The sequence below is a fragment of the Paenibacillus sp. cl6col genome, from assembly GCF_900102125.1.
GTDB classification, from domain to species: Bacteria; Bacillota; Bacilli; order Paenibacillales; family Paenibacillaceae; genus Paenibacillus_B; species Paenibacillus_B suaedae.
Genome location: NZ_FNAZ01000001.1, coordinates 339,261 through 352,230, shown reverse-complemented (window position 1 = coordinate 352,230; position 12,970 = coordinate 339,261). Strand labels below are relative to the sequence as shown.

The following is a 12,970-nucleotide window of genomic DNA, read 5'->3' as shown; positions in this document are numbered from 1 at the left end:
CAAGAGATATATGGAAGATAAGCATTGCAATAAAATCAAGAAAAAGAAGGATGGTCGTGTACCATCCTTCTTCATGTTTTTGTGACAATACTGTTATTCAAGATTACTTCTTAACAAGTGAAATCGAATCGGCAAAAGCCTCTCCGACGGCACCCGAATCGGCAACAACTCGTACAATTATTTTCGTCGTATTCGGCTTCGTGTGAATCTTAACAGAAGCTTGTCCCCATTGTCCTTGTTGGTGAACCAATGCTGCATCCCCATCATATACACCGATGTTTTGATTGTCGAATTCATAGGTGTCCACATAGAAGCTACCCTGCTTCAAGTTGTTGTAAATGTTAGCTCGCAGCTCGTACTCCGTATCTGGTTTAACCGGAATGAAGTAGCTGTCGCTTGAAGTACCACGTATGGGCGTATCCGAATAAAAGCGAATGCTATGTGAGCCTTCATGCGACAAATGTGCTGAGATGGCCATAGTCGGGCTGAAATTCCAGAAATAAGTTCCCTGCTCGAAGCTTGCGTTCGGAAGCAGGTTATTTGTTTTCATTTTTTTAAGCATGTTCCCATTGATGTCATAGACATATTCGATTCGGTAATCTGTATGCAGTGCATCTAGCAGCTGATTTGCCGAGTTATATGTATAATAATGATTTGCAATAGAGGGCTTAGGGATATGAGCTACTTTGACTTCCTTTTTAATCATATCGCCAAACCATGCGACACCATCCTGAACCATTCGCCAGTCGGTGATCAATACTCCTTCATATGCCGGAGCGACCATATTGAAGGTAAACGTCACGGTATCACCGTATTTTACGGTGCCACCGTTAGGAATGACGTGTCTGCCAATGGCAAATGGATCACTATCGTCAACGGCTCCGAGGCGAACGGCGGTTGCTTCCGACCATTCTCTTTTTCCTGTATTTTTGACCGTAACCGATACCTCATGCGTAGAGCCTGGTAGCATCGAATCTGGAATGGTATTCGAGACGATCTGGGCGCTTAAATCTTGGGAAGGTGCGATGCTGAGATCGTCAAAGTAGCTTCTGAAATACCCGGTCTCCGAAGCCTCGTGGTCGTCATAGGCGACAAGTACTTCCTTAATTGTTTTTCCTGTGTGTGGAGATAAATCGACCTCGACTTGAACCCACTGATTTAATGGATCATTCCGATATGCAGGGTGCATTCGCTGCCCTCTTGTATCTGTAATGCCGCTATCTCGCAAAGTAGACCCATCTTCGAACACGAGATCAATCGCCATTCTTTTACTTTGTGTATACTGGTAGTGATAGACCCAATAGGATAATTTCATTCCTTCGTGGATACTTAAGTTCAAATTCGTATATAGCTTGAAGTAAATGAAGCTGTTCTCCGAATTGCTCTTGTCTTGACCAGCGACGCGGTAATATCCAACTCCACTATGAGGCTGGATCCCCAGTTCGCCATTCACAGTAGAGGCCTCAGGAGGAATTGTTGAATAATAACCTCCGACATTGGCACTATATGCTGTTACCATTCCAAGGCTATCATTATCGTGGCTTTCGAACGTATTACTCAACAAACGCCTCTGTCCATTGTCCGCCATCGCATTTGGAATAAGACAAGCAAATAATAAGAGAAAAGCGATAGCCATTTTAGACACTTTAATCATCAGAACATTAGAACCCCCTATATAGTTAGTAAGTAAATTCATTGTAAATTTTAATATGACTATTGGAAAGAGTCGAGTCGAATGCGTTCCATTTTCTTTTTCTATTGTGGGAAATAATAACTGTTAAATAGGCCTTATAGACTATATACTAAATACTTCGGAAAGAGAAGGGGGAAATGTTGTGAAATTAGCTTTTAAAAAAAGTTATTTAATGGGTATAGTGACGATAATGTTAAGTTCCTTTCTGATTTCAAGCACCGCTAGTGCTAGTCTCACAGAGAAAGTGCTTGTAAATCAAGAAAACTTTGAACGAGGTACGTATGAAAGTACAAAAGTTGCAATGGCTTTGGGGACTGTTGCTAATCAGGTAAACAGTAGTTCATATTCTAATATGGTTGACATAAATGGTGATTTCGAGAGGGATTCCAACCATAATCAGTTGCCTGATTTTTGGGAAGTTGTTTGGCGAAACGGGGAAAGTTCGAATTCTTACGCAGTATTAGCTCCATACGAACCAGTACAGGGTAAACTTCATTATAGGTTATACAATGGGGACGACGATGCACAATCTTATCAGTATGTGCTATCTGATCAGATTCCTGTTACGGGTGGATCAGCTTATACAATTAAAGCATTTCTAAGATATACTTTGCCTGTGGGACGAGCTGAGATGAGTATTATCCAAGGAGACGCACAAGGGAATAACAATGGGGAAATTCATTACACCTACAATAACGGCGGATGGAAATGGAATGAAAAAAACAATAGCTTTGTTCTAAATCCAGACACCAAGTTTATTCGCATCCGATTTGGAGTTGGTGGCGAAGTCGGTGCTTATTTGGATGTTGATAAGGTAGAGTTAACTCAGCTTGATATTAACGAGGGATATGAGAAAGACGAGAATTCTAACAATCTACCTGATTTTTGGGAGACAGTATGGAGGAACGGTACCAGCACAAATCCATTTGCTACAATAGCCCCATATGAACCTATAGATGGAAAATATCATTATCGTTTATTCAATGGATTAGACGATAAGGAATCCTTTATGTATGCTTTATCGGATTCTATTCCCGTCCTTGGGGGATCTGCGTATGAACTCAGCACTTATTTAAGGTATGCTTTGCCTTTGGGACGAGTTGAGATGAGTATTATCCAAGCAGACGCACAGGGGAATAACGTAGGGGAAATTCATAACGTATATGGAAATGGAGCTTGGAATTGGAAAGCACATTATACTCGGTTTGTTGTTCAGCCGAATGTTGCATCCATTCGTATCCGATTTGGAGTTGGTGGCGAAGTTGGGGCTTATTTGGACATAGATCACACAAAGCTACATCTGCTTAACAGTGAAGGAAATCTTAGTTTTATCCGTTATGAATATAATCAAAGTAATGAAGTGAAGCGAATCATTTATCCAAATGGAAAGATAGTTGAAATTGAGTATGATGCTAATGGCAATCAGGTGCGGAGAAAGATAGTGAAAGAATAGTTACCTATATACTGCTAAAACATAACGTGAGTTGATGATATAAAGAGATAAAAGAGCCATTGAATATCCATTTTATACAAATTAATGCTAATAAATAATAAATGTGCAGTAGGGAAAATAATGCTATTATATGAAGCTATGAAAATTAATAGTAAAGTTCCTTTAGAATCAGGTATTAATCGTTTAAAAAAGGGGGGTCAGATATTTTGCGATCAAAAGGAGCATTTATCAAAATTACGGTAATGCTTGCATTCTTCATTCTTATTTTTATCTATAGCGAGAACAGCCTATTTGCTCAACAATACAAAAATACATATGTATCTAGTAAAGACTACAGTTCCATTCAAGGGGAGAATCAATGGTTCTATCAAGAATGGAATGGGGAAGAATACGTTAATTTGAAGTGGAATGAGTCAGAACAATTATGGAGGGGGAGTCATCCCTTTACCATCATTGCGGCAGGCATCCATCATCCGGATGAAACGGATGTTGCAAGGAAATGGGTAGCGCCCAAAAGTGGATTAATTCGTATAAATGGACGCGTAGCAAAGAGTAATCCCGGATGTGGGGATGGCGTAAGAGTAGAGATTCGGAAAAATACGAGATTACTTTGGACGACCTATATCGAGTATAACGACATCGACGGGGTAACTACAAACTATGAGACGCACATTAACTCTGGTGAAGCACTTTACTTTATCGTGAATAAGGGAGAACAGAACAATTATTGTGACGGTACCTATTGGGATCCAAGCATCACTTATCTAGACGCGAACACTTCATTAGCCTATTCTGCGTCTGAAGGATTTAGTGGCGTTCAAGGACAGAACAATTGGTATTATGAAGAGGGTAAGGAGGGGACTTTTTCCTTTCTAAATTGGGATGGGAAGGAGGAGGTGTGGAAGGGGGAAAATCGATATTCGCTCATAGGCCGTTCTTTTCATCATCCAACCGATCTAAGCTCTGTACGAACTTGGACCGCACCGGAATCCGGACTGATCCGAATTTCGGGAAAGGTGGCCAAGGAGAACACGAAGTGCGGAAATGGAATCATTACATCCATTCAGAAAAACAACAAAGTCGTATGGTCGGCGCCTGTTCGATTTGATGATGCAGAAGGCCTCCAAGTCCAACATGATGTGACTGTTCATGCAGATGATAAGTTGCGTTTTCTAGTAGCTTCGAATGACAATGCGGATTGTGACGGTACATCATGGGATCCGCGAATCACTTATATGGTACCAAATGCTGATCTAACTTACTCATCCGTTTCTGGATTTAGTCCGGCACAAGGGCAGTCTAATTGGTATTATCAAGAATTGGAAGACTCCAAATATGAGGATATGGAATGGGACTCTAGCGAAAAACTGTGGAGAGGAAAATATCCGTTTTCGATCATTACACATAATATGCAGCATCCCGATAAGTCTGATTCCGTCCGAAAATGGGTGGCTCCAAAGTCAGGTTCGGTGCGTGTGAGCGGACATGCAGCCAAAAGTAATACAGCATGTGGCGATGGTGTCAAAGCAACCATTTTCAACGGCTTCACTCCCGTTTGGCAGGCGAAGCTGGATTATAACAATGATGCTGGAGTGGATCATGATATCGTACTGCCGATAAGCGAAGGCGGGGTTTTATATTTTGTAATTAATACGAACGGTACTAATCAATGCGATAGTACGAATTGGACGATATCCATTCATTATGATACTGAAGCACATGCGACGATATATTCATACGATGCCAGCAACAAGATGGAAACGATAACATCTCCGGATGGTAGAATCATTTATCATTACTATGATGCAAATGGCAACTTAATTAGGCGTGAAAAGAGAAAGTGAATGATGTAATCTCTATTCATCTAATTGAGGTGTTTTTTGATACATATAAGCAAAATACTTAATTGAACAGGAGAAAAAGCGTGAAAAAGTACATATCACTAATTTTAACATTTATTTTAGCGTTTACGAGCATACCACTTACTTCTGCACAAGAAGTGATGTCATCCGATGCTGAGCTGTCTAATCTTTCAGTTACGGATGCAGTGTACAGCCAACAGCCTAAGGATCTAGATCCGCAAGATATTATTACAATTTCCTCAGTAGCTGAGAAATTTCAAGTTGATGGTGACTGGGTTTACGGTGAAATATCCAAAGGATACCTGCTGCACCATATCTATGAGGGGCTGCTGGAGAAGCAGCGCGGAGGATCGTACGAGCAGTATATGAACCGCTTGTATCCTGGTGTTGCGCAACAGATTGCAGTAACGACAAGCGTGTATAATACGGCTACGGTAACGACAAGTGTGTATGATCATTTGTCGAAAGTAGAGAGTGACGGGAATGTTAAGAAACCAAGCGTTACAGACTCTGTGTATGAGATTCCTAAATTTCGTCGCTCCAAGCGATCCCTGTCTTCTTCTTCGAACTATGATAGCTTTGCATTGAAGCAAAAAGAGCTGAAGTTCGATCACGCACCGTATTCAGTCGGGAGCGTTGGCGAGAACATTTCGACAGTCGACGGTTCTCTGCATGTAGAGCAAACTGATCTTATTCTTCCAGGACCGAATGGTTTGAACTTCGAATTGCGTCGTGTGTACGATAGTTCGCGCGGTAAAGATGATATTTATTACAATGAGGAAAGTCATAAACAGTTGCCCCGCAAGTCGGAAGAAGATTATCGTTCTTCGCTGGGGAAAGGATGGATGTGGGATATTCCTTATCTTAAAGTAGCTGAGGATCAAAAATTCCTTTATCTGCCCCAGCGTGGAACATTTGCGATAGACGGATATGATCTGGTGGGGTATCCCTTTAGAGATTTGAGTTTTGGCCCGCATTACGGCGAATCGAAAGGGTCTGACGAGCCGAAAGATGCTAGATATGTTCTTACCGATTACAAGCAGGGATTGGATTACTATTTTGACGAAGGCGGCCTGCTTCTGCAGATAAAAGACGAATATGATAACATTCTCGACTTTTACCATAGAGGCATGAAACTAATTATGGTTGTTGCTTCTACCAAAGAGGGGAAGAAAAGTACAAAATACAATGTTCTCTCCATTCGAGACAACGGTAATGATGTAGAAGCAAGGGTATATTATACAGATCCTGCGACGAATCAAACAAAGGATCAAGTTGTTAAATATATCAAAGAAAAGATATCTTTTAATTTTAATGATGAATATGTATTAAAAAAGGTTATCGATCCGGTTGACCGAGAAACAACTTATTATTACGATATTCGTCGATATATGCCATCCAACATTGTTCCGACATACAGTGTGTTTAACAAAGAGGAAAATTTCAACGAACAAATGTTCTATTGGGGAAAAACCGATTGGGTAACGCTGGGGATGATTGAGCATCCGACCAAAGCACAGTCTAAGTTCACTAGTTCAACCGTACTCCGTAAACTAGGTTTTTACGCGAGAGAATACCAGGTCATATATAATGAACGCAAACTACTGTATAGCACGAATACGGGCGCTACCGTCGTCTCTGATCGGCAAACCGTTACTTTTCCAAAAGATTTTGGAAAGATATTCGGAAATGTTACCTATGATGTTAGCGTGGATGATGGCCGTACCGTAACGAAGCATAACTATTCTGTTAGTTATAGAGAACCATATGAAATAATGAATGAGGGGGATCGCTATACGTTCCCGCTGGATCCGCCGATTCTTTATCATAATAGAAGCGAAACGACAGCAAAAGGAAGCAGCGAACGAAAGACTGTTACCTACGAATATAATAAAAATTCGAAAAGAGAATTGATGCATTCCAAGCCCCTTAGCATTTCGGAAACCAATTACGGAGCTTCGGGATCTTCTACGAGAACGACAAGTTATAAATATGATGAATACGGAAATGTCATTGAGGAGACTAAACCGCTTCAAGGAACCAGTTACTATGAATATGAGTATATCCCTCAAGCCGAGGCTCGAAAATTAACGAAAATGACTACGCCTGTTGGGCCTCAGTCCAACCTGATCGCTAAGTATGAATATGAAACCAAGCATGGTGGTCTTCAGCAAGCTACGCTGCAAGACGGTCAGGGACGGTTATTGAATCAAGTTCGCTATGAGCGCGACGTGCATGGCAATCCGACGACAATTCGAATCAAAGGCGATAACGCGAAGGATACCGTCATTCGGCAGGAATTCAATGAAACCCATAACTATATGTTCCCGAATAAGCAATCGGTAACGGTGACGGATGCGGCTGGCGTGTCCGGAGAGCTGACGACAGATGCCAGATATATTCCCGAGACTGGTATGCTGTATCAATATGTAGATGGAAAAGAGGATATAACCTATACGTATGATGATTTGAATCGTGTAACTGCGGTAACTTATGCTGACAAGTCGCAAACTAAGATTAAATATGACGATGAGAACAACCATATTGTAGTCACGGATGCGGCCGGACAACAAACGGAGCGATTCTTTGATCCTTTCGGACGATTAATCAAGGAAACGAATGGGCGAGGGACGGCAGAGCATCGTTACAACGAATATGGCGATTTGATTTCTAAGGGAGACTTCAACGGTTCGGCCACCCAATATGAATATGATGCCTGGGGACGTGTCATAGCTGAACAACCGGGATATTTTGCTGCTACGCGTTATCAGTATGATGACGGCGCAAATACCAAAACTGTGATAGACGGAACAAACAATCCGATTAAAGAAACGTACGATATTCTAGGCAGAGTGACATTGAAGGAAGAGCTAAAGCCATCTGGGAATGTGGTGTTGGCGCGTTACGAGTATGATTATGCAGGGAATGTCACGAGTTCCACAGACGCGAATCAGAATGTGACCAAGTATGAGTACGATGTCTTGGGGAGATTGCTAGCTGTAACGGATAGCGAGGGAAAGACAACCCGTTATCAATATGATCTGTCCGGAAATATGGTCGAAGTCAAATATCCAGACGGCAACACGGTTCAGAAACGATATGACGAGATAGGACGATTGATCCAGCAGACCGATCCGAACAAGCAAAGCAAGAAAGTGTACTATGATGCAAATAGTAACGTCTCCCGAACGATTGATAAGAACGGGCAGTCTCAAACCTTTGTATATAATCATCTTGATTTGCTGACAGAAGCCAAAGCTGCTGACGAAACAATATCGTACAGCTACGATGCCTCAGGCAAACGATTGTCGATGACCGATGGAACAGGGACGACAACGTATGGATATTTTCCAACAGGTGAATTGAAATCGATTCAATATCCAGATCAAACTGAGCTGAGTTTTGATTATGACACTCGTCAGTTGAGAACGAAGCAGACCATTAACGCATCGAACTTTGCTTTGACGTCTAATGTAGATTACCTATATGAACAGCCGACTCCTACGAAGCTAAAGGCGCTAGATGGAGGCGGCACGATCTTGTCGGAATTTACATACGAATTCAACCCGCAATCCAAGCAGCTTGCAAGATTTAGCTCTTTGAACGGATATAGCGAATCGTACAATTACGATGGATTCAATTTGTCCGGCATTCAACAGTCTCAGAACAATGTACCATTCGGACAGTATGCGTATCAGTACGATAACAACCGGAATATCATTGCCAAGGAAGACAATGGAGCGGCTTCCCAATTCAGCTACGATCCGCTGAACCGGATCAAGACATCAAGCCAATTCAATGAGGCCTATACGTACGATCAACGGGATAATCGCAGCACGCTGCAAAGCGATCAGGTACCGGATATCAAGGGAGCTAACTACACATACGATAGCCGCAACCGTTTGACCCAAGTGACGACGGAAGACGGCAAAGCCGTCAGCTATCGCTACAACGGGGACAACCTGATGGTAGAACGAACCGAAGGCGGCGTAACGACCCGTTATTACTATGATGATCGGGCAAAGATTGTCGCCGAAGGCAGGGTAGAAGCGAACGGCAGCGTCACGATTACGGCAGCATATATTCATGAATCGAACGGTAAGCTAATGGCCCGTCAGGTTCCGGGACAAGGTATGCAATACTACGTATCCAACGGACACGGCGACATTACGGAAATCCGAGATGCGCAAGGCAATGTACTGAACCGCTATACGTACGATATCTGGGGCAACCCATTGACCCAAGAGGAGCAAGTACCGAACATTTTCCGCTACTCAGGAGAGTATTGGGATGCAGCAACGAATTTGCAATATTTGCGTGCAAGATGGTACGATCCAAGCATCGGACGATTTATTAATGAAGATACGCATGAAGGGGACATCAATGACCCGCTAAGTTTGAATTTGTATACGTATGTATCCAATAATCCTGTGCTTTACGTTGATCCAAGCGGAAATTATCAAGCAATCGCAGGATGTATGATGAGATGTTTTTCCGCAGGTACGAATGTAAAAACAGATGAAGGTTATAAAACCATCGAAGATATAAAAGTCGGAGATATGGTTCAAACCAAGGATGAAGAAACAGGAGAAGTAGGATATCATCCTGTAGAGGAATTGTTCCAACGGGAAACAGAAGAAACTTATCAAGTAACTGTTAAAGGAACAACGATAACGACGACAGAAGAGCACCCATTCTGGATAACGGGTAAAGGTTGGGTTGAGGCAAAAGATTTAAAAGAAGGGGATAAGCTACAAGACCCGGATGGCAAGGAATATCCGATAGAGAAGATTGAGATTAAGAATGAACGGACAACAGTCTACAACTTTAGAGTGCAAGGGGTACACAATTACTTCGTAACGGAACTACAGATATGGACACATAATTGTGGACGAGGAGTAAACAATCCAACATCGTATTACAGTGCAGGCAATTCAGGCGGAGGTGGCGTAGCTTATCAACGTCCAGTCAACGTTAATAGATTACCTGCCGGAACCGGAATTAAATTTACGAAAAAAGAGATGGATACGTTCTTTAAGTCTACAATGAATAAGGGATTGAAGTCTAAGGGGACAAGTAAAATCCCGAAGAGAATATATGAGCCTAGCCCTAAGCATGACCCGAAAAGTGGGTGGGGCAGTCCAAATCCAATTCCAGATGCTAAAACAGGGCAGAATTTATTGGATACAGCGTATTCATCTTCAAAGAACAAGCAACTTTACAACATTTATGAGGGGAAACTAATAAAATTTCAACCGGATGGAGAAACAGGATGGCATCCATATACGGTTACGAATCCTGCAAAAGAAGTACCTGCCGATGTGTTAAGACAGTTCCTTAAAGATAGTAAGATTACGAAAGTAGAATATAATAAGTTATTAAAAAACAAATGAGGTGATTTATTCTGAGAAGCTTTGGAGATAAGGACACATTTTCTATTCAATATGAGTTTGGAGAAAACCCCTTTAATGAAAGTAGTTTAACCGGTGAAACATGGGGAAGGTTTGAATTATATGTTCATGGGGTAGATATTTGCCAATATAAGAGACAAAATAACTTAACTATCTATCAGTGGAATTTGATATATATTGTCGAATGGTTTAGCGAAAATTTAAAGTATATATTGAGCGATGTACCATTCCCTCTTCCTGTTGAAGGACAACACTCACTTGAACTTTTGGATAATTGTCTTTTGTTTGAGTCAGATGATGATAATGAATTTGATGCTTGGTTTGATACAAAACAAGAATGGGAGTTTAAACACTCTTGGTTTTCAAATAGAGCTGGTTCCTTTTTGCCAGAAGTATTTTTCAGAAGGGTTAACGATGAATTAGAAATTGCTTGGAATAATGAATCAACGTACTCTTCGGAAGGAATTTCTTTCATGAATCCGACTGGCATTGTATATTTGCCAATTAGCATATTTGAATCCACTATCAAAAATTTTATAGAAGATTTCTTGGATAATATTTTGCTGACTTCTAGGAATGAATCTGATGTAAGAGAATTTTATCAAGAAATAAAGAAATTAATCAAATAGTTAGTTCTTACCTAGTACCGAATGAACTAATCATTCAACCAATCACTCATACAACAATATAGACCGGGTTTACTTTGTTGTAGCAAGATCGTACAATACAACCAACAAACCAAATACTAAACAACTTGATAAACACACTATTAAACTTTCAAAGGCTTATTCTCACTTGAATGATAAGGAGGAATAAGCCTTTTTTTCCATTCCTATAATCAAAGGAGGACGAATTAGCAAAAAACATGAACAGGTAGTAGCAGAAGAATTGAGGAAACAAACAGCAAACAGCACAGGAAGAAGAAAAGGAGTACGTTCTATTACCCAAGCCCGAGCAGCGTATGAGCAGGTTATGGATGAAATTCATCGTTACTGTCAGCCAGCAATGGGATAACGAGAATAGGCACCCGATAGAGAAGATTGAAATTAAGAACGAACGGACAACAGTCTACAACTTTAGAGTGCAAGGGGTGCACAATTACTTCGTAACGGAACTGCAGATATGGACACATAATTGTGGACGAGGAGTAAACAATCCAACATCGTATTACAGTGCAGGCAATTCAGGCGGAGGTGGCGTAGCTTATCAACGTCCAGTCAACGTTAATAGATTACCTGCCGGAACCGGAATTAAATTAACGAAAAAAGAGATGGATACGTTCTTTAAGTCCACAATGAATAAGGGATTGAAGTTTAAGGGGACGGGTAATACATCTACTCTACGCTCTCAAGGTAAGCCATATGAGAATCATACAACTGTACAGAAAACGAACGTTTAGAAGTTTGAAAACCACTGGTACACCTAATTCCTCAGTGGATCTTTATGATGAAAACAGCAAACTGATACAAAGAAGATATTATGACAAAAATGGGCGAGCAAAAGAAGATATTGATTATGAACATTCAAATGGGGATAATAGCCATGTATTCCCACATAGACATACTTGGGATTGGAGTAGTGGTACTCCAGTAAGAAGCGGTCACTAATAAAACGTCGATTATTTATGCTTGGAGGTAAGAGGAAAATTGCTTAGTATACACGACAATAAAATTGTATCCTATGAAGTTGATTTCCAAAAGTCCAGAATTACATTGAACACGATAGATGGTAAAAGAGATTCAGTGATCACCAAAATCGAGTTTAATGATGCACTGGCTCATGTGTTCGAAACACAGCTACGGGGAAGTATTATTCTTGACATTAGCACATTAGATGTAAGCCTATTTTTTAAACATAACAAGGAACTATTGGAGAAAGAGAAGGATTACGCATGGCCGATGTATTATGAAAAAATAGAAGATCTGCTTGAATATTTACAAAATGAAAAGTATAACTATTATGTGATTTCAGCTTCATATGGTCTTAATGGGTGGGTGATTGCTAAAGAATATAAAGTTTATAATTAAAATGGTGATGTCTAACTTGGCCTTGGGGGCGGAATCCTCAAGGTCTTACTTCATCCCCCTACCCAGTGTCGAATGAATCGGTAGGCACGTCCTTTAGAACCTAACTCTCATTATCCCCATATGATGTTGCTTCAACAAGTCCGAGCAAAGATTGTCGCCGAAGGCAAGATAGAAGCGAATGGCAGTATTACGAAACGATTACAGCATCGTATGTCCATGATTCGAACGGCAAGCTGCTGGCTCGTCAGGTTCCAGGACAAGGTATGCAGTACTACGTATCCAACGAACATGGCGACATTACGGAAATTCGGGACACACAAGGCAATGTACTGAACCGTTACACGTATGACATCTGGGGCAACCCATTGACCCAATAGGAGCAAGTACCGAACAACTTCCGCTTCTCGGGAGAGTATTGGGATGCGGCAACGAATTTACAATATTTGCGTGAAAGATGGTATGATCCAAGTGTAGGACGGTTTATTAATGAGGATACGTATGAAGGGGAACTGGGAAGTCCACTA

At 41.1% G+C, this 12,970-nt stretch carries 7 protein-coding genes and 1 pseudogene; 7 read left to right on the top strand and 1 reads right to left on the bottom strand.

The window, feature by feature from the left end; translation table 11 throughout:
- Positions 1-103: 103 nt before the first annotated feature.
- Positions 104-1,654, bottom strand: a complete 1,551-nt coding sequence (locus BLS15_RS01490) for an NBR1-Ig-like domain-containing protein (protein WP_028531767.1) — start codon at positions 1,652-1,654, stop codon at positions 104-106.
- Between the two features lie 181 nt (positions 1,655-1,835).
- Here BLS15_RS01490 and BLS15_RS01485 point away from each other — a divergent pair, with 181 nt between their 5' ends.
- The 7 genes and pseudogenes from BLS15_RS01485 to BLS15_RS29255 all read left to right on the top strand — a co-directional run.
- On the top strand, positions 1,836-3,146 hold the full coding sequence (locus tag BLS15_RS01485) for a hypothetical protein (protein WP_028531768.1): 1,311 nt from the start codon (positions 1,836-1,838) through the stop codon (positions 3,144-3,146).
- Positions 3,147-3,352: 206 nt separating this feature from the next.
- Positions 3,353-4,990: a hypothetical protein gene (locus BLS15_RS01480; protein WP_028531769.1), complete on the top strand. Its 1,638-nt coding sequence runs from the start codon at positions 3,353-3,355 to the stop codon at positions 4,988-4,990.
- A gap of 80 nt (positions 4,991-5,070) precedes the next feature.
- A complete protein-coding gene (locus BLS15_RS01475; protein ID WP_254777261.1) occupies positions 5,071-10,401 on the top strand; it encodes a polymorphic toxin-type HINT domain-containing protein in 5,331 nt (1,776 codons plus the stop codon).
- A gap of 8 nt (positions 10,402-10,409) precedes the next feature.
- Positions 10,410-11,048 (top strand): DUF5984 family protein, encoded by a 639-nt coding sequence (locus BLS15_RS01470; RefSeq protein ID WP_368087120.1) that lies wholly within the window; start codon positions 10,410-10,412, stop codon positions 11,046-11,048.
- A 347-nt stretch (positions 11,049-11,395) separates the two neighbouring features.
- A complete protein-coding gene (locus BLS15_RS01465) occupies positions 11,396-11,818 on the top strand; it encodes a hypothetical protein (RefSeq protein WP_090509560.1) in 423 nt (140 codons plus the stop codon).
- Between the two features lie 343 nt (positions 11,819-12,161).
- Positions 12,162-12,446, top strand: a complete 285-nt coding sequence (locus BLS15_RS01460) for a hypothetical protein (RefSeq protein WP_254777260.1) — start codon at positions 12,162-12,164, stop codon at positions 12,444-12,446.
- A gap of 443 nt (positions 12,447-12,889) precedes the next feature.
- Positions 12,890-12,967 (top strand): annotated as a pseudogene (locus BLS15_RS29255) (hypothetical protein); the annotation flags it as partial.
- Positions 12,968-12,970: the final 3 nt, after the last annotated feature.

What these genes read in the sequence shown, in the direction of transcription:
- BLS15_RS01490 (WP_028531767.1), bottom strand. Translation starts at nt 1,654, where the DNA reads ATGATTAAAGTGTCTAAAATGGCTATCGCTTTTCTCTTATTATTTGCT.
- BLS15_RS01465 (WP_090509560.1), top strand. Translation starts at nt 11,396, where the DNA reads ATGAAATTCATCGTTACTGTCAGCCAGCAATGGGATAACGAGAATAGG.